21 protein-coding genes and 4 pseudogenes are annotated in these 23,137 nt (G+C 58.6%); 14 read left to right on the top strand and 11 right to left on the bottom strand.

The features are described from left to right. Positions 1-16 precede the first annotated feature (16 nt). Positions 17-223 carry a hypothetical protein gene (locus ACVWW6_RS03000; protein ID WP_161533222.1) on the bottom strand — a complete coding sequence of 69 codons (207 nt, stop codon included), beginning with the start codon at positions 221-223 and terminating at the stop codon, positions 17-19. Between the two features lie 500 nt (positions 224-723). Here ACVWW6_RS03000 and ACVWW6_RS02995 point away from each other — a divergent pair, with 500 nt between their 5' ends. After that, entirely contained in the window at positions 724-1,014 is a 291-nt protein-coding gene (locus ACVWW6_RS02995; RefSeq protein ID WP_161533223.1) for a hypothetical protein, read from the top strand. A 385-nt stretch (positions 1,015-1,399) separates the two neighbouring features. Continuing rightward, entirely contained in the window at positions 1,400-1,666 is a 267-nt protein-coding gene (locus tag ACVWW6_RS02990; RefSeq protein ID WP_097670021.1) for a DUF3551 domain-containing protein, read from the top strand. An 885-nt stretch (positions 1,667-2,551) separates the two neighbouring features. Here ACVWW6_RS02990 and ACVWW6_RS02985 read toward each other — a convergent pair. Together ACVWW6_RS02985 and ACVWW6_RS02980 are read right to left on the bottom strand one after the other, a co-directional pair. Continuing rightward, positions 2,552-2,932 carry a transposase gene (locus ACVWW6_RS02985; protein WP_430649860.1) on the bottom strand — a complete coding sequence of 127 codons (381 nt, stop codon included), beginning with the start codon at positions 2,930-2,932 and terminating at the stop codon, positions 2,552-2,554. Positions 2,933-3,015: 83 nt separating this feature from the next. Next, complete coding sequence (locus tag ACVWW6_RS02980) at positions 3,016-3,162, bottom strand: transposase (RefSeq protein WP_456680102.1); 147 nt, start codon at positions 3,160-3,162, stop codon at positions 3,016-3,018. Positions 3,163-3,388: 226 nt separating this feature from the next. Here ACVWW6_RS02980 and ACVWW6_RS02975 point away from each other — a divergent pair. Next, a pseudogene (locus tag ACVWW6_RS02975) lies at positions 3,389-3,916 on the top strand (IS66 family transposase); the annotation flags it as partial. 379 nt (positions 3,917-4,295) lie between these two features. On the opposite strand, the gene ACVWW6_RS02970 reads toward ACVWW6_RS02975, so the two are convergent. Further along, the gene (locus ACVWW6_RS02970) at positions 4,296-5,939 is read right to left on the bottom strand and encodes a recombinase family protein (RefSeq protein ID WP_456680101.1); all 1,644 of its coding nucleotides are present in this window, start codon (positions 5,937-5,939) and stop codon (positions 4,296-4,298) included. A 722-nt stretch (positions 5,940-6,661) separates the two neighbouring features. Here ACVWW6_RS02970 and ACVWW6_RS02965 point away from each other — a divergent pair. Together ACVWW6_RS02965 and ACVWW6_RS02960 are read left to right on the top strand one after the other, a co-directional pair. After that, positions 6,662-7,096: pseudogene (locus ACVWW6_RS02965) on the top strand (TrbI/VirB10 family protein); the annotation flags it as partial. A 4-nt stretch (positions 7,097-7,100) separates the two neighbouring features. After that, on the top strand, positions 7,101-7,379 hold the full coding sequence (locus ACVWW6_RS02960) for a DUF2274 domain-containing protein (RefSeq protein ID WP_097669500.1): 279 nt from the start codon (positions 7,101-7,103) through the stop codon (positions 7,377-7,379). A 153-nt stretch (positions 7,380-7,532) separates the two neighbouring features. On the opposite strand, the gene ACVWW6_RS02955 is transcribed toward ACVWW6_RS02960, so the two are convergent. Continuing rightward, positions 7,533-8,441: a TauD/TfdA dioxygenase family protein gene (locus ACVWW6_RS02955; protein WP_161533225.1), complete on the bottom strand. Its 909-nt coding sequence runs from the start codon at positions 8,439-8,441 to the stop codon at positions 7,533-7,535. 653 nt (positions 8,442-9,094) lie between these two features. On the opposite strand from ACVWW6_RS02955, the gene ACVWW6_RS02950 reads away from it, so the two are divergent. Beyond that, positions 9,095-10,060, top strand: a complete 966-nt coding sequence (locus tag ACVWW6_RS02950; RefSeq protein WP_456680100.1) for an IS481 family transposase — start codon at positions 9,095-9,097, stop codon at positions 10,058-10,060. A gap of 1 nt (position 10,061) precedes the next feature. Here the strand turns inward: ACVWW6_RS02950 and ACVWW6_RS02945 are convergent, their stop codons facing one another. Then, on the bottom strand, positions 10,062-10,349 hold the full coding sequence (locus ACVWW6_RS02945) for a hypothetical protein (RefSeq protein WP_271553303.1): 288 nt from the start codon (positions 10,347-10,349) through the stop codon (positions 10,062-10,064). A gap of 657 nt (positions 10,350-11,006) precedes the next feature. Beyond that, the gene (locus tag ACVWW6_RS02940; protein WP_161533226.1) at positions 11,007-11,264 is read right to left on the bottom strand and encodes a LexA family protein; all 258 of its coding nucleotides are present in this window, start codon (positions 11,262-11,264) and stop codon (positions 11,007-11,009) included. Between the two features lie 43 nt (positions 11,265-11,307). Between ACVWW6_RS02940 and ACVWW6_RS02935 the strand changes: the two genes are divergently transcribed. Next, the gene (locus ACVWW6_RS02935) at positions 11,308-12,429 is read left to right on the top strand and encodes an IS630 family transposase (RefSeq protein WP_456680099.1); all 1,122 of its coding nucleotides are present in this window, start codon (positions 11,308-11,310) and stop codon (positions 12,427-12,429) included. Between the two features lie 179 nt (positions 12,430-12,608). On the opposite strand, the gene ACVWW6_RS02930 is transcribed toward ACVWW6_RS02935, so the two are convergent. From ACVWW6_RS02930 to ACVWW6_RS02920, 3 genes and pseudogenes are all read right to left on the bottom strand, one after another. Continuing rightward, on the bottom strand, positions 12,609-12,722 hold the full coding sequence (locus ACVWW6_RS02930) for an FMN-binding negative transcriptional regulator (RefSeq protein WP_245570194.1): 114 nt from the start codon (positions 12,720-12,722) through the stop codon (positions 12,609-12,611). 1,146 nt (positions 12,723-13,868) lie between these two features. Beyond that, a pseudogene (locus tag ACVWW6_RS02925) lies at positions 13,869-14,157 on the bottom strand (Dabb family protein). A 99-nt stretch (positions 14,158-14,256) separates the two neighbouring features. Next, positions 14,257-14,895 (bottom strand): GntR family transcriptional regulator, encoded by a 639-nt coding sequence (locus tag ACVWW6_RS02920; protein WP_456680098.1) that lies wholly within the window; start codon positions 14,893-14,895, stop codon positions 14,257-14,259. 123 nt (positions 14,896-15,018) lie between these two features. Between ACVWW6_RS02920 and bioB the strand changes: the two genes are divergently transcribed. The 7 genes and pseudogenes from bioB to panC all read left to right on the top strand — a co-directional run bounded on the left by bioB (position 15,019) and on the right by panC (position 21,586). After that, entirely contained in the window at positions 15,019-16,071 is a 1,053-nt protein-coding gene (gene bioB / locus ACVWW6_RS02915) for a biotin synthase BioB (RefSeq protein ID WP_456683115.1), read from the top strand. A gap of 124 nt (positions 16,072-16,195) precedes the next feature. Beyond that, a pseudogene (locus tag ACVWW6_RS02910) lies at positions 16,196-17,292 on the top strand (8-amino-7-oxononanoate synthase). After that, positions 17,274-17,906, top strand: coding sequence for a dethiobiotin synthase (gene bioD / locus ACVWW6_RS02905; RefSeq protein WP_271553300.1), 633 nt, complete (start codon positions 17,274-17,276; stop codon positions 17,904-17,906). The pseudogene ACVWW6_RS02910 and the gene bioD overlap by 19 nt, the downstream one beginning before the upstream one ends. Continuing rightward, a complete protein-coding gene (locus ACVWW6_RS02900; RefSeq protein WP_161533229.1) occupies positions 17,906-19,168 on the top strand; it encodes an adenosylmethionine--8-amino-7-oxononanoate transaminase in 1,263 nt (420 codons plus the stop codon). The genes bioD and ACVWW6_RS02900 overlap by 1 nt, the downstream gene beginning before the upstream one ends. Before the next feature lie 249 nt (positions 19,169-19,417). Then, entirely contained in the window at positions 19,418-19,852 is a 435-nt protein-coding gene (locus ACVWW6_RS02895; protein WP_271553299.1) for an aspartate 1-decarboxylase, read from the top strand. Further along, positions 19,849-20,760, top strand: coding sequence for a 3-methyl-2-oxobutanoate hydroxymethyltransferase (panB, locus tag ACVWW6_RS02890; RefSeq protein WP_271611793.1), 912 nt, complete (start codon positions 19,849-19,851; stop codon positions 20,758-20,760). Before ACVWW6_RS02895 ends, panB begins: the two co-directional genes overlap by 4 nt. Then, positions 20,735-21,586, top strand: a complete 852-nt coding sequence (gene panC / locus ACVWW6_RS02885) for a pantoate--beta-alanine ligase (protein ID WP_456680097.1) — start codon at positions 20,735-20,737, stop codon at positions 21,584-21,586. The genes panB and panC overlap by 26 nt, the downstream gene beginning before the upstream one ends. Positions 21,587-21,812: 226 nt before the next feature. Here panC and ACVWW6_RS02880 read toward each other — a convergent pair. Then, a protein-coding gene (locus ACVWW6_RS02880; RefSeq protein WP_456680096.1) for an IS3 family transposase occupies positions 21,813-22,999 on the bottom strand; the annotation gives its coding sequence in 2 pieces (ribosomal slippage) (positions 21,813-22,747 and positions 22,747-22,999; 1,188 coding nt in all). Positions 23,000-23,137 lie beyond the last annotated feature (138 nt).

Genomic DNA, 23,137 nt, shown 5'->3' with positions numbered 1-23,137 from the left:
CACGCGATCTCGGTTGCTAAGCCTCTCTGTGTGGGATAGCAAAGCCCTCGCAGATCGTGACGAAAGCCTTTTTCGATTCGGCATCCTCGAAGCAAAAATGCGCTCCTTCGGCACCTCGCTCAATCGACCAGTCGATTTTGCTTTGTCGTGCAATGCGCGATGCCTCTTCGCGCAAGTGATCCAATTGCTTGCCGGAGGCACGGACAATCACACAATCTGTCATTTCGAACGCTCACTAACTCAAAAATTTAGTTCACGATGTATGGTCGGGCGTCACCGGCTTCCTAATCTTGGCCAACACCCGTTGCAGTCGCCGTAATACGACTGACCGCGTCGAGACAAGACCATTACACGCCTTGATGCAAGCGGTCCGAGAGAGGTCCAGGCGCTGCACATTGTTTGAAACAGGGGCGGTGGTTCCCTCCGGAGGCCGCATCCTGTCCCAGCGCGGCCCGCATCCATCTGCGTTAAGCTTCCTGCTCGGTAAAACTTGGAAACGACGCGTTTTGGGTCTAGGATCATGCCGCCGGGGCTGGACTGCATTTTTTCACGATGAGCATTTTGAACCCGGAGGGCCGTCGGCGGTATTGTCGGCGGCTTTTTTCAAGGAGAAACGGTGGGTTGGGCTGCCCTATCTGGCAATTGGCGTCTGCGCCATTGTCGCAGCCTGGTTTGTGATGAACTGGCTCGTCCCGCGTGGCCGAGTCGTGCGGGGGGACGTCAATGCATGACTGGAAGAGCGAACTCGATGCGCTCGTCGCTGAAACGACGGCGTTCGCTAAATCGCTGAAGGTCGAGATCGAGCTGCCGCGGCCTCAGCAGAAGGAAATCGTCGAGCTCGCTGGCCTCAGCGTGCCCGACCATGGCGGCAGCGAACGCGATGAGATCAGGAAGCGGGTCGAGAGTTTCAAAGCGCATCAAGAGAGCTTTACGCGCGAGCGCGAGGAATATGCCGATTCACTGCTGCGCCGGATCAGGCCGATCACCCAGAAGAGCTCGCTGAACGGTTCATGAGCTCCGCCAAGTCCCTTAAGTCGTGCAGCTCAAGCAATACGCGCTCGACGGCAAACCTAAAGGCCCGTGAATTTTCCGCGTTTCGGCCTTGCTAAGCTCTCCGTAGACTTAGGGCCACCCCGAATCGATTCTTTCCGGAGCGCGAGAGTTCTCAAGCCCCGTTAGCGCTTTCCGCCGCACATGTACCTCGTGACGCTGGAAAGATGCGTTCCTTTCGACAAGCAGCAGGATTTCTGCTCTGAACTCGGAGCTCCGTCCCACCCGAGCTCCTTTCGAAGGCAATCGGCCCACGGACGGCGACCCGCCATTTGCCATTGACAAAGATCAAGACATCAAATCCGGATCCACTATCCTTCTGCAAGACTTAACGGAGGCTAGAGGTCTCATGCGCAACCTTCTGTTCATCGGTGTGCTTGCACTTCCCATCGTCATCGGTTTTGGATCGCCCTCGACCGCCGCTCCGCGGGGTCGTTCGTATATCCCCCCGGCTCGGCAGGACGTTTATTGCTTGCAGGGACGTACCTGGGGATATCCGGGCAATTGCCAGTTCTCGACCTATGATCAGTGCATGGCCACTGCATCCGGCACCTACGCCTATTGCGGCATCAATCCGGTCTACGCGTTCGCGCGACAGAGAGCGCAATCGCGCTGATGTCCGATGGTCAAGCGTGATGGAGACATTAGTCTGAGTCCTGCTCATACAAATGGACCTGCGGTGCAGGGTTGAGAGACGTTGGACTTCCGCCGATCGGACGAGCCCCCGTTCGAGCAAGCCGCGCGATGCAGTCACCTCAGGTGCGTCGGACGAGACGCAGGACCGATCGAGATGCGGCCTCATCTGCGTCACGCGCAGTCGCGCGTCGCGCTTTAATTCAATTCAAAACAGCGGGAATGCGTCAAACAGACATCTGCTTGTTGCGTTTTTGTCAGCTTCTTCTACCATGGTGACCTCTCGAGTTTTCGACTTTGGTTAGTTTCTACGTGGCGCTCGTCACGCGAAAGCTACATTGCATTATCTGCTAGAAAACGAGGGAGATCTTCCAAATGTTAGATGCCCCCACCACCGCGCTCCTACGGGTGGTCCTCGACAACGTCTGCAAGAATCTTTCCCGGTACGATACCGGTGCTCGCACCCATGTTGCCTCGACAATTCTGGAAGCTGCGAGCACAGGAGAAATAAGACCTGACCGCCTTACACAGATCGGTCGCGATGCTCTTTCCAAAGCCCCGCCGGTGAGGCGATAGGTTGGCCAAGTATGATCGGTCACTGAAGTGCCGCTGAGCCGGTCCTGCAGCGACGATTGAGTAGAGGAGATTGCCTTCTTGCGTGGATTTCGGAACGATAAACTCCGTGACTAGAGGCCCGTGTTGGAAAGGCACAGGAATCCTTGTCGTTCAAAGACAAATAGTGATGGCCGCGGTGATGCTCAGATTGGAAAAAAGTACGACGCATCGGTCGTGGCGAGTTGCGATCGCGAACCCTTCAGTCTAGCAAAGAGGTTTTCGTCGACTTGTGTCGTTGGCGACAAGCGCCTGGTCATAGGGATATGCAACCTTTCGCTTCGGCTCGATGCAATGCCGAGTTCGATGCCCGTGCGTACCAGAGCCTCCGGACGTCGGCCTCGCTAGCCGGGATCCCAGTAAGCCGCATCGCCCACACCGCAGCTTCATCGCCGCGGATCAAAGCAACCGCAGGTGTCGTATCGTTGACGTTAGCGGGTGTGGTCAACACCGCGCGGATCAAGCCGGATCCTTCATCGACACCGACATGGGCCTTGTAACCGAAGGTTGCGCCGCTTTTGCCCTGCCGTTTGGCAAACCGGGCATCAGGATCGTTTGAGGGGCGATCCTCCTTGGGCGGAGCCGAGACTGCCTGGATCAGGGTCGCATCCAGCATCGTGCCGCGCTTGAGGATCACGCCAGCATTCTCAAGTTGACGATCCAGTTCGCCAAACAGCTCCTCCAGCAGGCCTTGTTCAACGAGCTGGTTCCGGAAGCGGTTCAGGACCGTGTGGTCGGGGGCGCATCCTCAAGGCTCAAACCGACGAAGCGCTTGAACGACAACCGGTCGCCCAGCGCTTCCTCGAGCTCGCGCTCCGAAAGACCATAGAGCGACTGCAACAACACAGCACGAAACAGCACCAGCACCGGATAGCCTGGCCGACCGGGGCTCCCTTCATCTCGCAAATGGCCAATCAGCTTCTAAAACCGGTACCACTTGACCAGGCCAGCCAGCCGATCCAGCGCCGCATTCGCGCCGGCCCCCTTCGGCATCAGCGCTTCCACAAAGCTCGGCTGTCCCGTCTGCTTAACCGCCATCGCTACCCTCCAAGGCTTTTCCCTAGGGAATCACAATTGACGAATTACGCAACAGGCCCCGATCGCGCTGGAGGCGGTCAGGCGTCTGGACGCGCTGTTCGAGATCGAGCGCACCATCAACGGCCGCAGGGCGGACGAGCGGCGCGCCGTGCGCCGGAGAAGAGCAAACCGCTTCTCGACGACATGCACGCCTGGTTGCTGCGTGAGCGCAAAACCCTCTCGCGCTCTTTCGAGGTCCTGAAGCCCATGAACTACATGCTCAGGCGCTGGGACGACTTCGCCCGCTTCCTCGACGATGGAGGATCTGCCTCAGCAACAACGCGGCCGAAAGAGCGTTGCGGGGCATCGCATTGGGAAGGCGCAACTGGACCTTCGTCGGCCCCAACGCGGCGCCGACCGCGCCGCCGTCATGCTCACCCTCATCACCTCCGCACGCCTCAACGACATCGACCCGAAAGCCTGGCTCGCCGACGTCCTCGCTCGCATCGCCGATCTTCCCGCCTCGCGTCTGCACGAACTGCTGCCCTGGGAATGGAAGCGCCTGCGCCAAGCCGACATGCCCGCCGATCAGCAGGCCGCCTGAACCTCTCGCGCCACATCATAAACCCGCCAGCGCTCGCGCGCCTGCGACAATCCCGCGGCCTTGCCCGTGTGCGTATTCAGTTCTTGCGAGTCGAGCCGATCGGCAGATGCGAGGCTCCAAGATCAATCGACAAGTTTTAACGTTGACCCGACGCTTCTGCCGGCCGCGGCGGTATGGCTATCGCAATGCTTCGAGACCGGGCCACGAGTCCCCTGGGCCGCCTAGCACCAGTTCGGCGCTGAACGAATAGTGGGGCAAAGCCAACGGCGAGGCATGTCGCTCCTAGACAGCGAAACGCGGCAAGTGGGAAGGTCTCGAGATCTCAGCTTCTAAAAGAATTGTGAAGCACTGCTTCGCGGAGTTCTGTCCCTGCGTTTGATCAGCGCCGCGCGCGGGCGTTCTTGGTCTTGGGCTGCTTTGGTCTCGATCGCTTGCCCTGTGGCGCTGGGGAAGAACGGCCTTTCCGAATTACTCGCTTCGTGATCGCTCGAGCCAGAGCGTCAGTAGTATCGAAGCGAGCGATTCCACGGCGAACGCGAGCCCTCTCAGAAAAGTTTATGGTTCGTCTTACTTTCCCGTGGGTCGACAGCAGCACGTAATCGAGCACCGATTCGTTATGCTCAGACAGCCTGATGGCGGCAATCCAGCCCTGAGGCAGGCGTGCCCTACGCTTGATCGACCAGTACGGCGCTCGATTTTGCCTTCCGCACCAGAGGGCTGATCGAATTGAGATGTTGACCGATCCATCCACGCGCAAGTAACCTGTCCTGTTGCCAGAGGCGGTGCGACCACCGGCTTTCCTGATGGCCATGGCGATCTGAGAGCCGAGCTTGGCCTCTTGCTCCGCCCACCGCGGGCGCGACTCAAGAAACCCATAGCTGCGCTTGGGAGCGTAGCCAATCAGCCGATACACGTTCATCAAGCTGCCGAAGTGAGTTTGATAGGTGGAGGTGCAGGGAAGGCCTATCGTGCTGGCTATGATAGCGGAGCTCAGGCGTCCTTCCTTGAGCAGCGTTTGGCGTAGACGGGCAAGCATCTCCTCTTCAGTGAGGTCGACACGCCGTTCCTCAATGATCTTATTTACCTTCAGGAAGGCTTCGCGTTCGATGATCGGCTCGATACATCCCTCGCTGGTGATCCAAAGTTCGGGAGGATTGCAGGTGCTGGTCCGCCGCAGCTTGCGTGATCGGCGGTTAAAGGTCTGGTTTCCAATGTAGTTCTCGTTTCTAAGCACTCTGTTAACCGATGCACGAGTCCACCGAACTCCTGTGTTCGTGAGTATGGCCCTCCGGTTTAGCTCTCGGGCGATAATCGCTTCCGACTTTACCTGCAGGAATCGCTCGAAGATCCACTTCACCACGGCTACTTCCTCGGGAATGCCGGGTCGCACTCGGATGTGATCAGTCGTGAGGTACTTCCGATCACCGTTCTTCAGCACGCCTCGTGACTTCTGACTCTGATCGACAAGTTCCCGCAACAGTGCATAACCAGGGCGACCTCCGAGCTTGAAGCCAAGTCGCGCGAACCGGCACTGCGCAATGTGAACCTTTGCCGAGAGCTCACGGCTGTACTCCGCCGCCATTACTCGCTTGATGTTCTTGACGATGCTGGAGAGCATGCTGCCGTCATTGTCAAACAGCTCAGCACAATATGTTATCTTGATGCCCGCCTGTTTGCAGACGAATTCGTAATACGCGCTCTCGTCGACGTCCTGAAAGCGGCCCCACCGGCTTACGTCATAGACCAGAATATGACCAAAATCGGCTTCTCCTGTTTGGACATCCTTGATGAGCTGCATAAGGCCGGCCCTGTTCTTGATGAGCAGACCGCTCTCACCCTCGTCGCGATAGGTTCGTACAATCGTCAGGCTATGGGCGTGTGCGTATGCTGCAATCACAGCGGCCTGATTCTGAATCGAGTATTGCTGCCGCTGTGTCGACATGCGGACATATTGTGCCGCTCTCATGCCAAGCTGCGATCGTACCAAATGAGCCTTATGGACCTCGGGCGCGTTGGCCATCATTCTCGGTTCCGAACCTTACACGACCTGGAGCAAATCAAACACCTGTACGACGCCTACAGCAAGAATTACTTCAATTGGAAATAATAGCCCGCCATCGGCGCCGGTGTCGATGCAGAAAGGACCTGCTTGCGAGCGCGACTGCTAGTGCGGGCGCAAACGCGGCCGCCGATCGCTGGGCCGAAGATCGCAATGGTGGCCGGCGAACGCCCACACGAGACAGTGAAGTACGTCGAGGTCTCCCCATCTGTCGCCATGGCAGACGGAAGGCGGCATTCGCTTTCTGCCGTGGCGTGGGCGTGCGGCTCACCATGTTGCCAAGCGGCCGCCGGCACCGGCCGAGAATGCTACGCCGCGTATTCCCGAACCGATCATCGGCGCCAGGCTGCGCGCTGGTCGCTCAAATACGTCGATGTCTTTGTGCCGGATGTCCCGGCGGCACGAGCGGAGCTCGATGCCCGTGAAGCCCGTTGTGAGCGACGGATGGCAAAGGACGCGCAGAGCGGAGAAGCGTCGCCGAGACTTATCGAGCGCGGATGGCCAAATGGCTCGAGGCGCGCCGGATGGCCGGCAGAGGCGTACCGATCTGGGAGCGCGCTCCTAATGTCGCCCGCCGCATCGACCCGCAAACCGGCGCTGAGACCCCTCCGTACAATCTTCACCTGATGCGCGGCACGTTGGCGCTCCCGAGAGCGGCCGTATCAGCCAGTCCGAACCGACCGCTCAGGGGGGCGCGTCTGATCGGCATCTACGATAGCCAGGTCACTTTCGGCCAGTCTCGCGCCCTGCTCCTCTGGACACGGCTGATCATGCCGAATGGACGTTCTATCGTTCTCGAGCGGCAGCTTGGCGCTGATACTGCCGGGTATGCAGGTCTCGAAGATCAGGTCGACAATCATTGGGGCGAGTTGTTCAAAGCTGCGGCACTATCGACGTTTCTGGCGATCGGGACTGAACTGGGTGCCGGCTCGGACACCAACAGCAGCGACAGCGCAATCATCCAGGCATTGCGACACGGTGCCTCGGGCTCACTAAACCAGACCGGGCAGCAGGTCGTTCGCCGCAGTCTCAGCATCCAGCCTACTCTGACCGTGCGACCTGGCTTCCTGGTTCGTGTTCATGTCGATCATGACCTCATACTTACGCCGTATAGAGGGTGACAACATGCCAAAAATCAAAATCGGAGAGCTTCCAGACGACGAGCCTGTCAAAGTGAGTACGGAGCTGCCTGCGGCCGTGCATCGTGATCTCGTTACGTATGCAGAAGCGCTTACGCGTCAAGGTAGTCAAGTGGTCGATCCGACTAAACTCACCGCCCGCATGTTGGGGCGCTTTATGGCCACGGATCGAGGAATTTCTAAACTGAAACGTGAAGGCCACGTACCGGACGCAGGCGATGGACAGCAATGCTCAAGGTTTCTCGAAGCCGTTGGTCGACGTTAAAATAGACGCAATGCATCAACCTGGCGCTGCCGAGTTGGCGCTAAGAGCTGAGATATCGTGTCGGAAAGTGTGTTCCCGCGTCTGCCCGAAACAACTCCCATTACCAGGTTTTCTCGGTTTTCAGACGCGAGAGCGCTGGGCGTCGACGTGCAGTTATTCGGTCACCTTCAGGCGCGTTACACTGCTCCGGCCATCGACGCTGACAGGCACGTCGCCCTCGATCGTGGCCCTACGTACGACGCGATGCTGGTCCCCGTAATCGTTGACCGCGTAATGCTGCGTTGCGCGGTTATCCCATATCGCAATATCGCCCTCCAACCAGTTCCAGCGCACAGTGTTTTCGGGCGCGGTGACGTGAGACTGGAACAGATCGAACAGCTTTTGTCCGTCGTATTTGGGGACGTCAACAAAGTGCTTCACCAAAGCGCCGAGCACTAGCGTCCGCTCGCCTGTTTCGGGGTGAACGCGTACGACGGGATGCTCGGTCTCAAAAACCGTTCTGGTGAATACCTCGTCAAAGTGTTTCTTGTCGACCTCGCGGACGCGCGCGATGCCGGCGTAATCGAAAACGTTGCTATGAACGGCCCATAGGCCCTCGGCAAGCCGTTGTAGCGGCGGCGGCAGATCAAGATAAGCGGCAGCCGTGTTCGACCACACGGTGTCGCCTCCGAACGGTGGCATTACAACGGCCCGCAGGACCAAAATCTTGGGATAGGCGTCGGCGAAGGTCCCATCCGCATGCCAGACGTCGGCGCGGCCGCCGCCGCGAGTGGAGTCCAGTTCGAGGAGCGACGCCGTCCCCTTGGTGGCACCGAGCATCGGATGTGGCACTAGCTTTCCGAGACGAGCGGCAAAGCGCTCCTGCTCGGCGTCATTGAGATGCCCCTGATTGCGGAAGAAGATCACTTTGTGCTCAAGCAATAAGTTGTTGATCGCGGCGATAGCCTGATCCGGTAGATCGCCTGATAGCTTGATATTTATGACTTCGGCACCGATGCGCGCTGCACATTTCACAACATCGGTGCTCGGAATGACGCCACCGACCAAAGCCATTGTGCTCATCTTTCTTTTCCAAGCCTTTGTAGTTCTTCCTCGCCTCCTGGAGCGAATGATCTTCAGCAAGCATCGTGCCAAGCGAAAGACGACATGTACTCGCCAAAGGGCACTGAACGAATCGCGGTATTTGGCGCGAGTCATCGAACTGAGCCGATGGCTGGGCCGAGTGGCGAAAGAACTCGATCGACGACCTCACCCTTCGATTGTCGAATCGTGAAGACGTAACGGAGAGCAGGAGCGCGCCAACGGCAGATCTTCAGCTATGCTTTTGTGATCATCAATGGTGTTGAGAAAAGCAATGCTTCTGTAAAATTGCTAATATTTCATGATGGTCGTGAATCATGTAGTTGGGTCTTGCCGGGCTCAAGCGCGCTTCGAAAACAAATTCTCCCACGATTGATACGTTGATATGACCGAGATTGCGGGCAATTTCCGTCTCAACTAGCATATCGCCCACGATGACAGTTCTTTCTGGGATAATCATTGATCTGCATATACAAGCGCAGCCGGTCTTGCTTGCCCATGCTAGTTGCGCGGCTCAAATGCCAAAATGTCGCTGACATGAGTCTCATTCGAAGTCGTTGCGCTTGTGCGCGAACTAGGTGTTTAGTCCCAGGCTTTGATGGTGCATTCTTATCGCACGATTCGAAGGATGCGCTATGGGACAAGTTTTACACGGCTGCGCCACCACGACGGAGGCAGTCCGTCGAGCAATACAAAATAGTCAAGAGAGCCTGAGGGCGCTCGCCAAGCGCTACGGGATCAACCAGAAGACTGTCGCGAAGTGGAAGGAGCGCGAGACTGTCGCCGATATCCCGACAGGCCCCAGGGACGCCAAGTCGACAGTGCTTTCCATCGAGGAGGAGGCGATCATCGTCGCTTTCCGGCGGCATACGCTATTGCCGCTCGACGATTGCCTCTATGCGCTCCAACCGACCATCCCGCATCTGACGCGATCATCCCTGCATCGCTGTCTCCAGCGCCACGGCATCAGCCGATTGCCAGAGGTCGAAGGCAGCAAGCCTGCGAAGAAAAAGTTCAAGGCTTACCCGATCGGCTACTTCCACATCGACATCGCCGAGCTGCAGACCGCTGAAGGCAAGCTCTACCTCTACGTCGCCATCGATCGCACCAGCAAGTTCGCCTTCGTGCAACTGGTCAGGAAGACGGGAAGGACCTCCGCCTCGGCCTTCCTCGAAGCCCTGATCGCGGCTGTCCCCTACAAGATCCACACGGTTCTCACCGACAATGGGATCCAGTTCACTTTCCCGCCGCGCTACGCGGACGGCCCGACGGCAAGATATACGACACATATGTTCGATATCCGCTGCCAAGAGAATGGCATCGAACATCGGCTGACCAAGATCAAGCATCCCTGGACCAATGGCCAGGTCGAGCGCATGAACCGCACGATCAAGGAAGCGACCGTCCAACGCTACCATTACGATCGACACGATCAGCTCGAAGCACACCTTGCCGACTTCATTAACGCCTACAACTACGCTCGACGGCTGAAGACCCTGAAGGGCCTCACGCCCTACGAATACATCTGCAAATGCTCGACTTCCCAGCCAGAACGATTCAAACTTAATCCGCTCCAGCAAATGCCGGGACTAAACAACTAGTTCAACAATTGATTGCTGACAATGACGGCTTGAACGGCTCTCTGATCAGCGGCGAGCAAGACATTTCACGCCCCTTTACGCCTTTGCGTAAGGCAGCGTTGCGCGCTAAGAATTCGTAGGTGTCGTGAAAAATGGCGCCATCCTTGCCATGCACGAGCTCGATTTCATCTCTCGACATACCCGGATTGCGGAAAAGAATGGAGAAAGGGAGCTCAAACTCTCGAAACCTATCCATATCGATCGTTGCGCGGCTGAACCCGCCCAAAATGGCATTGACCGTCTGCAACATCGCATTTGCGTGATCGAGGAGTATGCCATTCCAGTTGAAATAAAATGGCGGATTTCATGCGTGAACCTCGGCACGTCATCGCGCGGTAATGTGTTCGAGACTAGGAATTTGCTGGTCTACATGTCTGGAGTGGTCGTAGTAGATATGTCCGAACAGAGCTGGAATGGGTGTACCGCACGTTAGTGAGCTGAACGGGAGCACCGTTCTTCCTGTGGTTTGGAGAGTGTGAGCATTGCTGTTTTTGTGGGCTCTGTTTCTGAATCGATTTGTTTTAAGCCATGCCATGCTAGGCGGTGCTGGGAAAGCCACAATGCCGAATGGGCGTTCGAAAGTCTCAACACTTACTATGCGCGCTGTACTGGACCTGACGCGACATTGCGTCTCTGTTAGAATACGTACAAGCGTCTACACAGTGCGTAAGTTTGGAGCTGATCGTTCCGTAAGTGAATTTCGCGAGGTAATTGATGGCCCGCCCGCTGGAGCCTGTGAGAGCTGTAGATGTAAGATCGCTCTCTGTCGAGCGTCGCGGTTGGCGGGGCATGCACATTGTCGTCTCAGTCCTGAACCAAGATAAGAGCTGCAACTTCCTTGGTCCCGCGCCAGTTTGCTCGCCGCTAGTGGCTCTGCACAGTGATTTTGACAGGTTGGGTCCGGCGGTCAGATTAGCTCCGGCAGGAGTTTCGGATCAACGAGGACCTCGATGCTGCGAGGCGTCCTTGGCTGCCGTCTGATGAGGCCGGCGCGTTCTAGTGTCAGCACCATCTGGTGAACCGTAGGCGGGCTGACGCGGAAATATTCCTGGATGTCGGTTTCGGCCGGGGGCCTGCGATGCAGCCGGGTATAGAGGTGGATAAAAGCCAGATACTGCCCCTGCGTGGGCGTGAAGGGTTTTGTCGAAGGACTCACGCCGGCCATCCGATTCAGTTGTTTGTGCGTGCCTCGAACGAGGAGGCACACCATGAATGTACGCTATCGGGTCGAACTCAGCCAAATCGAGCGCACCGATCTGAGGGCGCTGCTCAGCGGCGGCAAGCATGCGTCCCGCAAGCTCAAGCGAGCGCAGATTTTGCTGGCCGCCGATGCCGAGACCAGCGACGAGGAGATCGCAAGGAGCGTCGGCGTGAGCGGCTCGACCGTGTACCGGACCAAGCGACGCTTCGTGGAAGGCAATCTGGAGCGGGCGCTGAGCGAAGAGCCGCGTCCCGGGGCGGAGCGCAAACTCACGGGCAAGGAAGAAGCCTTGCTGGTGGCGACAGCCTGCGCCAGTCCGCCAAAGGGCCGTGCCCGCTGGACGCTAAAGCTGCTGGCGGGTGCGATGGTCAAGCTCACCGAACACAAGAGCCTGTCGCACGAGACGGTTCGGCGGCGCCTGGCCGAGAATGCCCTCAAGCCCTGGCGCAAAGACATGTGGTGCATTCCGCAGGTCGACGGCGAATACGTCGCCCGCATGGAGGATGTGCTCGACCTCTATGCCGAGGCGCCCGACTCCAGGCGGCCAGTGGTGTGCTTCGACGAAAGCCCGGTGCAACTCATCGGCGAAACGCGTCAGCCCATCCCGGCCAAGCCCGGCAGGCTCGAACGTTACGATTATGAGTATCGTCGCAATGGCACGGTCAATCTCTTCGTTCTCCTCGACGTGCATCGTTCCTGGCGCAAGGTCAAGGTCACCGAGCGGCGAGCGGCAAGGGATTACGCCCAATGCATGCGTGATCTCGTCGACATCCATTATCCCGACGCCGAGATCATCCGGGTCGTCCAGGACAATTTATCGACCCACTCCGCCGGCGCCCTCTATCAGGCGTTCCCGCCCGCCGAAGCCAGGCGGATTTTGCGACGGCTCGAGTTCCACTACACCCCAAAACACGCAAGCTGGCTCAACATGGTCGAGATCGAAATCGGCGTCCTGCGGGGCCAGTGCCAGGATCGCAGGATCGACGACCCCAAGCGACTGCTCCGCGAAATCACCGCCTGGGAACGACAACGAAATGCCGCCCGCTCCCGCATCAAATGGATGTTCACAACAGACAAGGCTCGCGCCAAAATGGCTGGCGCCTATCCCGCCACTTCCAAAGAGTCATAATCACTGTGACGAGGTACTAGGCCCTTGGCGATACCAATGCGATCAGGCGCGGGGCGGTTTTGGCTCATCTTGCGCTTGCCTTCGACCATGGTGATCGGGATGCGCGCGCCGACGATTTCACGCAACTGAGCGGCGATGAAATCCGCGGGAGCATCGCTGACGGCCCAAGGCGTCGCGCGTCACGTCTCATGGATATTCGTCAGACGCGTCACGATCTCGAGCAGGCGATTGGGATCCTCGAAGAACTCAATCGGCCTATTGGCGTGAACCGCGATGTAGTTCCATGTCGGCACCACATGTTCAGCTTGTCGCTTGCTGGATACTAGGATGGCGTCACATAAGCCTCTGCGCCAGATCGCAGGAGCTTCTCCGATCGAGGCCGTGCCATTGCGGATTACAGCGCGTCGTGTTCGCCTTCAAGTGGCCCATCTGAGCAGCGGATTGTCGCTCAAATGTTCTCGGGGTCGTCGTCTCGAAAGTGGGGTGATATGTACATGAAGGCTCTCCGTTGGCAGTCGTCGAGATAAACCCAAGTCAATATGCTGAAAACTGCCAGTTTCGGTCGTTCCCGGAGAGCTTCTTCGCTTCCTCGCAGCCCGATTTGAGAATCTTGTGGAACACCTCGATTTTCCACCTCAGCGCATACCATTCGAGCTTCTCAACGGCGTCCTTGCGTGACTGAACGGGCAGGTCGGTGATCAGTTTCCACTCGATTTTCTTTCTGTTCTTCAGTGTCCCGCCTTCCGCATGAAGCCGGCGGAACCGGAGGAGATCACGCAGCTTTAGCCGCGCAGATCTTGCTCACTTAGGTTGCAAATTCAATCTTTGGACACGGGCTTCGTCCGAGCCGCGATTCCGTGGGTTTCGGTCGCTTCTCCTACAGGCGCTTGGCGTCTCAGCGTCGTCGAATCCGTGGCACCCGAAGCTTTCGCCTTACTTGGCGGTCCAGTTCGTGATCGAGCCGCGCGGATCCGGAACGATACCATGCGCTCCAGTTACAGCTTCCAAACGGCATCTTGCTCATGGACAGCCTGGATACGGCAAGATCCTCGTGGTCGACGCGCCCGTCGCCATCTCGAGAGACTAGCCTTCAGGATTGACCTGAGCGAACTCGGAGGCCCCTTCGCCATCAGACGACTGTTTCCATGAGACAGGCGTTCGAACAAGCGAAGCGCAGCGCGCCTTCGCTGCGGATCTTAGAGGAGATTGATGTCTTTCGCCGGTGCGCGGACCCTTGGAGGAACTGACGGAGCTCCACCGGATGGCTTATACCAGTCAGTACAATCGTCTTGCCCTCGTAGCTGCTGAACGGATCGCAGGCCAGATATGACAACCGTCCAAGTAATTCGTGTTTGCTGCGCTGTCGACGGGTTGATGTGCGAGACGTCGCATCGCCGCGACCGGCTCGATCCAGGGCAAATCGGGGACGTGCATCAGGCTTACGAGCCGACATCCGCCAAGGCCGCGAATCGAAGCTCTCGCAGTGGTCGTACCCGTTCGATCGATTCTTTGTAGCGATCGTGCACCCTTATGGGCGGCGATCTCAGAATCATTCTCGAATTCATCGTAAGCAACGAGTCGATGTCATTACCGAGCTGATCGGCCTTTGCGGTTGCGCGCGATCTCGAGCCGTCGTGCATGTGGGACGGCGGTAAGAACCGAGAGTCCGTCGGCGATTCGACGATGTGGTCTTGTTTTGGCTGTGAATAGGACGATGTGGCGAATCATAGCTGGCTCTGGCTCGTGTGAGATGAAGGCTGATCGCAGGGCAATCTTGGTATCGTGCCAGCGACGGACGCCGCATGGTTGCGATTGCATTGTTGTCCCTCATAATGACGCCGGGAGGACGAGGCGCTCAATGGTTTGAATGTGACGCGCAAGCAGATCGCAGGCTTGATCGATATTGCGCGATCGTAATGCTTGCAGAATCAAGCGGTGATCCTGATTGGAGCGCGGGCACCATCCGGCACTGCGCGCCATCGCGAACACCAGTCGCGAGTTTGCGAGTTGCAGCCCATCGAGGCAGGCGAGCAATCGAGGCATTGCGCAGGGCGCCACAAGGGCGTGATGAAATGCGCGATTCGCGATCTCGAATTCCTGAATTGTGTCCGCATTGTCTGCTTCGATCAGGGCGAGCTCAATCCGCGCCAGATGAGCCGACGTAAGTTTCGGCGAGGCATTCCGCAGCGCGATCACTTCCAACGCGGCGCGCATCTCGGCGATCTCCTTCACCGACTTCGCGTCGAGCGATGCAACGCGCACGCCGCGGCGGGGGGCGGCAACAACGAGATGTTGTGCCTCCAGTTGCCGAAAAGCTTCCCGCACGGGGACGTGGCTCGAGTTGAATTCGCGCGCGATATGGTCCTGCCGCAGCGGTGCGTCTGGTTGTAGCGCGCCGCTGATAATGCGGTGCGCGATCGAATGCGCAATGCGTTGCGCAGTTGTCGCGTTGTCGCTTAAAGTCATCATAGATTATCTACTATAAAACATCGTGCGTGGCGGCCAGACGTCAGTTAACATACCTCGAGATGGAATATGATAGATAATCATAAGGATTATCTATAGTTCGAAGGAGGCCTCGTGGCTCGGATAGTCCCAAGCGCGAAAACAAAATCGGAGGATGGCTGCGACATCGAACCCGTTCGCCACGACTGGACCGTTGGAGAGGCGACGACGCTCTACAACGCGCCGTTCTCCGACCTGATGTTCCGCGCCCAGGCCGTTCACCGCCGCCGATTTGATCCCAATCATTTGGAGACCGCGAGCCTTCTCAGCCTCAAGACTGGCGGCTGCCCAGAGGATTGCGGTTATTGCTCGCAGAGCTCGCATTATGACACGGGGCTGAAAGCGACGCGGCTGATGGACAAGGTGGATGTGATCGCGGCCGCCGAGCGTGCGAAAGCGGCCGGCGCGGCGCGGTTCTGTATGGCGGCTGCGTGGCGCAGTCCGAAGGACCGGGACCTAGGCCATGTCTGCGAGATGGTCAGCGCGGTGAAGGGTCTCGGACTGGAAACCTGCGTGACGCTCGGAATGGTGACCGCTCCTCAGGCGCAGCGTTTGCGTGAGGCCGGCCTCGACTTCTACAACCACAACGTCGATACCTCGCCCGAATTCTATGGCCAGATCATCGCCACGCGGATCTTGCAGGATCGTATCGACACGCTCACGGAGGTGCGCGCGGCGGGCATCAAGGTCTGCAGCGGCGGCATCATCGGCATGGGGGAGCGCGTCGTGGACCGGATCGCCATGCTGGTGCTGCTCGCAAATCTTCCGAGCCATCCGGATAGCGTGCCAATCAACCTCTGGAACGAGGTCAAGGGCGTGCCGGTCATGGAAACCGCGGAACGCCCCGATCCAATCTCCCTCGCGCGTCTCGTCGCGGTCGCACGCATCCTGATGCCACAAAGCGTGGTGCGGCTGTCCGCCGGGCGGCAATACATGACCGACGAATTGCAGGCGCTGTGCTTTCTCGCCGGCGCTAACTCGATCTTTATCGGCGAGGCGCTTCTAACCACGCGCAACTCGCAGCGCGAGCGCGACATGGAGTTGCTCGAGCGGCTCGGCATCAAATCCAGCCTCGACCAGGCGCAGCCGGTCAACAGGCAATCTGCGCCGGCCAACGATAGCGTTCACAGTAATTGACGCCCAAAGGGGCGTCCGCCGCCCTTGAGAAACCCTTGAAGAATGTCAGGAAGAAGCGGGGCTTCGCGATAGCGGCTGCCTAAATGATTTACGCAAGCACCCCTACTACACGCGGGATTGATTGATGACTTCAACACGCGCGGGCAAGGTGGCCACTTATCACGCCGCCTTGCGGGCCCTGAACGAGCAGGACGGGCTGCGGCGCCTAGCGCCGCGTTCGGGCATTGATCTTGGATCGAACGACTATCTCGCGCCGGCGAGTGCACCGCGCATGAAGAAGGCTATGGCGGCAGCGCTGGAAGCCGGCACTCCAATCGGGGCCGGCGGGTCACGCCTCCTGCGCGGAAATTGCGACGAGCACGAACGTCTCGAACTGGAGGCCGCGCACATTTTCGGAGCCGAGACGGCGCTGTTTTTCAGCGGCGGATATGTGGCGAATTTTGCGATCCTGTTGCCTCAACGGGGCGATCTGCTGGTACTCGATTCGCTCGTGCACGCGAGCATTCACGAAGGCGCACGGTCCGGACGAGCCGAGTTTCGCGAAAGCGCTCACAACGCCCCGACGTCGGTCGAAAACACAATCCGCGACTGGCGAGTGAAAGGCGGGACGGGCCGCGTCTGGATCGTGGCTGAAAGTCTGTACAGCATGGACGGCGATTTCGCGCCGCTCAAGGAGCTTGTCGCAATCGCCGACAGGCATGATGCGTTCCTTTTGGTAGACGAAGCTCATGCCACTGGCGTGTATAGTGAGCAGGGAAAGTGGCTGACCGCCCCCTACGAAGGGCGCGAGAACCTGGTGGTCGTTCATACGTGCGGCAAGGCGTTGGGCGCCGCCGGTGCCCTCGTCACCGCGAGCCGGGTGCTGCGCGACTTCATGGTCAACCGTTGCCGTCCATTCATTTTTGCAACCGCCGCGTCCCCTTTGCTGGCTGTTGCCGTGCAGGAGGCGCTATCAATCTTGAAGGAGGAGCCGGAACGGCAACAACGCCTGGCCAGCTTGGTCGCCTTCACGGCGACAACGCGCGCGCCATGAAACTGGCATCGATGCTGCAGGCTCGCGGATTCGACGTTCGGGGAATCCGACCACCGACTGTGCCGGCGGGCACAGATCGGCTGCGAATCTCCCTGACGCTGAATGTCCGAGAGGATGATGTGCGTGCGTTGCTCGATGCTTTGATGGAAGAAACCGGAAGCGAGGCAAGATGGCTCGGCGATTCGTAGTCACCGGCACCGACACTGAGGTCGGCAAGACGATCTTTTCCGCAGGAGTCGTCGATTTTCTTGATGCCTATTATTGGAAACCTGTCCAGGCTGGTCTTCGAGGGGAGATCGATTCCCAGGTCGTTAAACGACTGGCTGAACTTCCAGACGATCGGATTGTGCCAGAGCGGTATCGTCTTGAGACGCCAGCGTCACCACATCTCGCAGCAGAACTCGATCGCCTTCATATCGACGCCACCTCACTCGATGTACCGGACACCGGGGATCGCCCGCTCGTGATCGAGGGGGCGGGCGGGCTGATGGTACCGCTCAATCGCAACGAACTCTACATCGACGTCTTTGCACGATGGCGGCTGCCAGTCATTCTCTGCGCGCGCACTGCCCTCGGTACCATCAATCATTCGCTGCTTTCGCTCGAGGCCTTGCACAATCGCAACATTGAAATTCGCGGTATCGCGTTCATCGGCGAAGAGAACGTCGACACCGAGAGCACCATTTGCAGGATCGGACAAGTGCGGAAGCTGGGCCGGCTGCCGTGCCTTGTTCCACTCACGGCCGACGCGCTTCGCGCGGCCTTTAAGGTCTCGTTCCATGGTGGTGATTTCGATTCATAATGTGCAAAGCAAAGTCGCGGATCTGGCATCCGTTTACCCAACATGCGCTGCAAGGCGAGATGATAAAGGTTTTGCGCGGCCAGGGCGCATATCTTTACACCGCGGATGACCGTCGCATCATCGACGCGATCGCGTCTTGGTGGGTAGTGACCCATGGCCATTGCCATCCTTACATCGTGAGCGCCATTCAAAAGCAGGCGGAAAAGCTCAACCAGATCATCTTCGCGGGCCACACTCATGAACCCGCCGAAGAGGTGGCATCCCTGCTTCTGAAGCTTGCGCCCCGTGGCCTCGACTACGTTTTCTTCTCCGACAGCGGCTCGACCAGCGTGGAGGTCGCGCTGAAATTGGCGCTCGGCTATTGGCGCAACATAGGCGGGTCGCGCTCGCGTATCGTCGTGATGCAGCATTCCTATCATGGCGACACGGTGGGGACGATGTCGGTCGGCGCGCGTGGTGTGTTCAATGCGGCCTACGAACCTCTGCTTTTCGAGGTTACCTCAGTGCCGTTCCCGGCGCTGGGTCATGAACAGGCGACGCTCGACGCGCTCGAGGTCGCGTGTCGCAACGAAAACCCGGCTGCCTTCATCGTCGAGCCCCTGATCCTGGGGGCTGGCGGGATGCTTATGTATCCTGCTTGGGTCCTAAATGAAATGAAACGGATCTGTGAGGCCTCAGGCGTCCTGTTCATTGCCGACGAGGTCATGACTGGCTGGGGGCGCACTGGAACATTATTCGCTTGCGAGCAGGCCGGTGTCACGCCCGACATTGCCTGCTATTCCAAGGGCCTCACGGGTGGCTCTCTTCCGCTTGCGGTGACGCTCTGCCGCGCGGAGATTTTCGACGCACACTATTCGAAAGACCGAACCCGCACCTTCTTCCATTCCAGTTCTTACACGGCAAATCCGGTGGCGTGCGCCGCTGCCAAGGCGAACCTGGATCTCTGGTGCAACCATGAGACCTACGAGCGTGTGGCCTCAGTCGCTGCAATGCAGAAACAGAAAATCGAACCATTTCGCGCGGACGCGCGCTTCGGGAACGTCCGTCAAACTGGTACTATCACAGCACTCGAGCTGAAGGTGTGCGACGAGGGGTACCTCGCCAATATCGGGCCGAGACTGCAGGCGTTTTTTAGAGATCGAGATCTGCTGCTGCGCCCGCTTGGCAATACGATCTATGTTATGCCGCCGTATTGTGTCACGTCGGCGGACCTCGAGGAAATCTACGCTGGAGTTAACGATGCAGCCGATGAGCTGGTCTAGAAGCAGGCCGGATCGGTCGCCGATCGCCACAGCCGGTCCGCGAATCTGCCGAAGTCATTGGCCACGCCCGCATGACCCAACACACCGGCCGAGAAAGTCTTCGTCTGGTGATCGCGCAACCAAAAGGAATTTCCATCCGTTCGCGGGCCATTTTCGAGGTGTCGATTTCTTTTTATCTTCGCCGGTTGACAATTTTCTTCCAAGCTCCCTAGGAAGCACCAGGTGCGCAAAGGCTCAACGATATTTCAAATGAGAAAAGTGCTCTCTGCTAAGCTGCACGGCATCCATGTCACAGAGACCAATCTTTATTATCCCGGTTCCGTCACCCTCGATCCAGGTCGCTGTCACGAGGCGGGCATTCTACCGACGGAGTTCGTGGAGACCTGGAACAAGAAATCCGGGGCACGAATCTCGACTTACGTCATTCTCGGCGTACGCGGCTCACGTTGCTGTGTCCTCAACGGCGCTGCGGCGCGGATCTGCCAAGTCGGCGACCAACTCATTGCTTGCAGTTCGTCCTTCTTGGACGAGCAGAAAATTGTTGAGTTAAGGCCGAAGAGTCGCCCTTTCGATCGCAGCAACCAGATTACTGAACACCTGACATACTCGGTCAGTTCGGAAGCAGCAGGCGACTTCGCGCCGCATAATCGAACTGAAGTCGTCGACGCGATGGGGGTCCAATGAGCCACGTTTTAGAGCAGCCGGTTGAGCGCATCACGATTCCCATGCTGCAGAAGTGGAAAGAGGAGAGCCGGCGTGTCGTCATGACCACTGCCTACGACGCGGTTCTGGCGCGTATCGCGGATCCTTCCGTCGATATAATTCTCGTCGGTGATAGTGTCGGTAACGTTTGCCTTGGATTTGAAAACACGCTACCGGTGAGCGTGGCGATGATGAACCATCATCTGGAAGCCGTTGCACGCAGCAAGCCTCGAGCTTTACTCGTCGCCGATATGCCGTTTCTTAGCTTCCACCTCAGCGTCGAGGAAACCATACGCAATGCCGGCGGATTCCTGCAGCGAGGCGCAGCCGCGGTGAAACTCGAGGGCGGCGGCAAGCGTATCGAGATGGTACGTGCCCTTGTCGATTGCGAGATTCCGGTGATGGGTCATCTGGGCCTTATGCCCCAGAGCGTCAATGTCATGGGCGGCTTCAAGGTGCAGGGCCGGAAAGCGGATGAAGCGCTGCGGTTGCTCGATGATGCTCACCGTCTGCAGGAGGCCGGCTGTTTCGCTTTGGTGTTGGAAGGCATTCCGGCCGAGCTTGCTGCTCGAGCAACCGACTCCTTGACAATACCGACGATCGGAATCGGCGCCGGCCCGGACTGTTCGGGGCAGGTGCTCGTGTTTCACGACGTGCTGGGCCTGACCGAAGGTCAACGCCCCAAATTCGTTCGCGCCTATGCGGAAGGCTTCCAGCAGTTGCATGATGCGCTTTCGCGCTGGGCCGCGGATGTCCGCAGTGGTGCATTCCCGGGACCGCAAGAGTCCTATCGACTTCCTGAAGGCGTCGGCGAGGCAATTACCAACTGGGCGCCGTCCAACCCAAACCGATGTAAAGGTCGACATGCAAACAATCGCGACGGTCGCTGAGCTTCGCCGCACTCTCGCAAAAGCCCGCAGTGCCGATCAACGGGTCGGATTCGTGCCGACAATGGGCTATCTCCACGATGGCCACTTGGCGCTGATCGCGGCGAGCCAGGGGCAATGCGACGTCACGGTCGTCAGCATCTTCGTCAACCCCACTCAGTTCGGACCAAACGAGGATCTCAGCACCTATCCGCGCGACTTCTTGCGCGATGAGGGACTGTGCCGCGATGCCGGGGTTGCGATCCTCTTTGCGCCGGATGCACAGGAAGTCTATCCGAGCCATTTCGAGACTTTCATTGAACCGGGCGACCTAGCGAAACCTCTGTGCGGAGCATTCAGGCCTGGACATTTTCGCGGTGTCGCGACTGTCGTATGCAAGTTGTTCAACATGGTGCAGCCCGACGTCGTGTTTTTTGGCCAGAAGGATTTTCAGCAATGTGCAGTCGTGCGTCGCATGGCGGTTGATCTCAATCTCCCCATCGAGATCGTCACCGTACCAACCGTTCGCGAACAGGATGGGCTCGCGATGAGCAGTCGCAACCGGTATCTCAGCAAGGAAGAACGTCAGCGGGCCCTTACGATCAATCGTGGGCTATCCGCCGCGCTCGATGAATTTCGCTCTGGAGAGCGCAACGTAGAAAGGCTGATTGCTATCGCCAAGCGGCATTTAGAGGCAGTTGACCGACTGCAGTATCTTGAACTTGTCGACGGTGACACGCTCAACACCGCCGATAGTCCACTGCGACGCCCCGCGGCGCTTTGTGCGGCAGCCTACGTCGGCTCGACCCGGCTGATCGACAACGTAATACTGGCGTCGCCAACTCCGTAGCGCAATGCGTAGTCAAACCGTACGCAGCATATTGAGCTGGAAGAAGTGCTCAAGGCAACTTTTTACAGACGTGTCGACCTGGTAGCAAAGGGCGAACCCCGAGCCGACGTTGTTCAGAGAGTTAGCGATGCGATAGGGGGTGCTTGCGGAATATTGTGGGACCGAGAACTTTGCATTTGGCAACATCACAAGTTTCTCGCGGCTGCGATGACCTGCCACTGAGTTTTCATCCGGTGGCGGTTAGAGTCTCGGGGTTTTGTACGCCAAGTGGCGCGGGTGGAGCAACGGACGATCGGCGGAGCTGGTCGGGGTTGCGCAGCCGGTCGTCCGTTGCGGTGAGGTGGGCGGCATAGGCCGCGGGGGTCAGGTATTTCAGCGACGAGTGAGGCCGCTGGAGATTGTAGTCGGCAACCCAGTTGGCGATCTTGGCGCGAGCATCGTCGAGTTCGAAGAACAAGGTCTCGTTGAGCAGTTCGTCGCGCATCCGGCCGTTGAAGCTCTCGACAAAGCCGTTCTGCATCGGCTTTCCTGGTGCGATGAAGTGCCAGTCGATGGCTGCGTCCTTGCACCAGGCGAGCATGGCGTTGCAGGTGAACTCGGTGCCATGGTCGGACACGATCATTCCTGGCTTGCCGCGCCGCTCGACGATCGCCGTCAGTTCGCGGGCCACGCGCCGCCCCGAGATCGATGTGTCCGGAATGGCGCCCAGGCATTCCTTGGTGACGTCGTCGACGATGTTGAGGATGCGGAAGCGCCGACCGTTGGCGAACTGGTCGTGGACGAAATCCAGCGACCAGCGCGCATTGGGCCTCGCCTCGACCAGGATCGGGGCACGGGTCCCCACGGCCTTGCGGCGAGCCCGCCGCTTGCGGACGGTGAGCCCTTCTTCCCGATAAAGCCGGTAGATCCGGTTGATCCCCGAGGGCTCTCCCTCTCGCCGCAGCAGGACGAACAGCCGGCGGTAGCCAAAACGTCGCCGCTCGTTGGCGAGGTCACGCAGCCGGCCGCGTAGAGCAGCGTCCGGCGGACGGCTGGAGCGGTAACGGACCATCTTCCGATCCGCGCCCACGATCGAGCAGGCCCGCCGTTCCGACAGGCTCATGACGGCCTGCAGATGCGCGACAGCAGCGCGCTTGGCGGCGGGCCCTACCATTTTTTTGAAAGGAGCTCGCGAAGGGCGGCTGCATCGAGCATCTGCTCGGCAAGAAGCTTCTTCAGCTTCCCGTTCTCCTCCTCCAGGGCCCTCAGCCGCTTGGCCTCGGAGACATCCATGCCGCCGAATTTGGCCTTCCAATTGTAGATCGTCGCTTCAGAGATCCCGTGCCTGCGAGCCAGATCGGCCGTCTTCGCCCCGGCCTCATGCTCCTTCAACACTGCGATAATCTGCTCTTCCGTAAACCTTGCTCGCTTCATCTGTCCGTCCTTCTTCAGGCCGGACTCTAACTCCTTCTGGAGGAAATACTCAGTGGCAGGTCAGCGACCAGAGACCGTTTCGACAAACCTTGGTATAGTGTTTTGCAGCCCATGCTATATTACCGACTTACCTTTGTA

Source organism: Bradyrhizobium sp. USDA 3311 (assembly GCF_054062495.1).
This window is presented reverse-complemented; position numbering and strand designations above follow the sequence as displayed.

Coding starts and splice junctions, on each gene's coding strand:
- ACVWW6_RS02990 (WP_097670021.1), top strand. CDS start 1,400: ATGCGCAACCTTCTGTTCATCGGTGTGCTTGCACTTCCCATCGTCATC.
- ACVWW6_RS02940 (WP_161533226.1), bottom strand. CDS start 11,264: ATGGCCGGCGTGAGTCCTTCGACAAAACCCTTCACGCCCACGCAGGGG.
- panC (WP_456680097.1), top strand. CDS start 20,735: ATGCAAACAATCGCGACGGTCGCTGAGCTTCGCCGCACTCTCGCAAAA.
- panB (WP_271611793.1), top strand. CDS start 19,849: ATGAGCCACGTTTTAGAGCAGCCGGTTGAGCGCATCACGATTCCCATG.
- ACVWW6_RS02950 (WP_456680100.1), top strand. CDS start 9,095: ATGGGACAAGTTTTACACGGCTGCGCCACCACGACGGAGGCAGTCCGT.
- ACVWW6_RS02920 (WP_456680098.1), bottom strand. CDS start 14,895: ATGACTTTAAGCGACAACGCGACAACTGCGCAACGCATTGCGCATTCG.
- ACVWW6_RS02945 (WP_271553303.1), bottom strand. CDS start 10,349: ATGTTGCAGACGGTCAATGCCATTTTGGGCGGGTTCAGCCGCGCAACG.
- ACVWW6_RS02900 (WP_161533229.1), top strand. CDS start 17,906: ATGTGCAAAGCAAAGTCGCGGATCTGGCATCCGTTTACCCAACATGCG.
- ACVWW6_RS03000 (WP_161533222.1), bottom strand. CDS start 223: ATGACAGATTGTGTGATTGTCCGTGCCTCCGGCAAGCAATTGGATCAC.
- ACVWW6_RS02970 (WP_456680101.1), bottom strand. CDS start 5,939: ATGATGGCCAACGCGCCCGAGGTCCATAAGGCTCATTTGGTACGATCG.
- ACVWW6_RS02935 (WP_456680099.1), top strand. CDS start 11,308: ATGAATGTACGCTATCGGGTCGAACTCAGCCAAATCGAGCGCACCGAT.
- ACVWW6_RS02960 (WP_097669500.1), top strand. CDS start 7,101: ATGCCAAAAATCAAAATCGGAGAGCTTCCAGACGACGAGCCTGTCAAA.
- ACVWW6_RS02955 (WP_161533225.1), bottom strand. CDS start 8,441: ATGAGCACAATGGCTTTGGTCGGTGGCGTCATTCCGAGCACCGATGTT.
- bioD (WP_271553300.1), top strand. CDS start 17,274: ATGGCTCGGCGATTCGTAGTCACCGGCACCGACACTGAGGTCGGCAAG.
- ACVWW6_RS02895 (WP_271553299.1), top strand. CDS start 19,418: ATGAGAAAAGTGCTCTCTGCTAAGCTGCACGGCATCCATGTCACAGAG.
- ACVWW6_RS02995 (WP_161533223.1), top strand. CDS start 724: ATGCATGACTGGAAGAGCGAACTCGATGCGCTCGTCGCTGAAACGACG.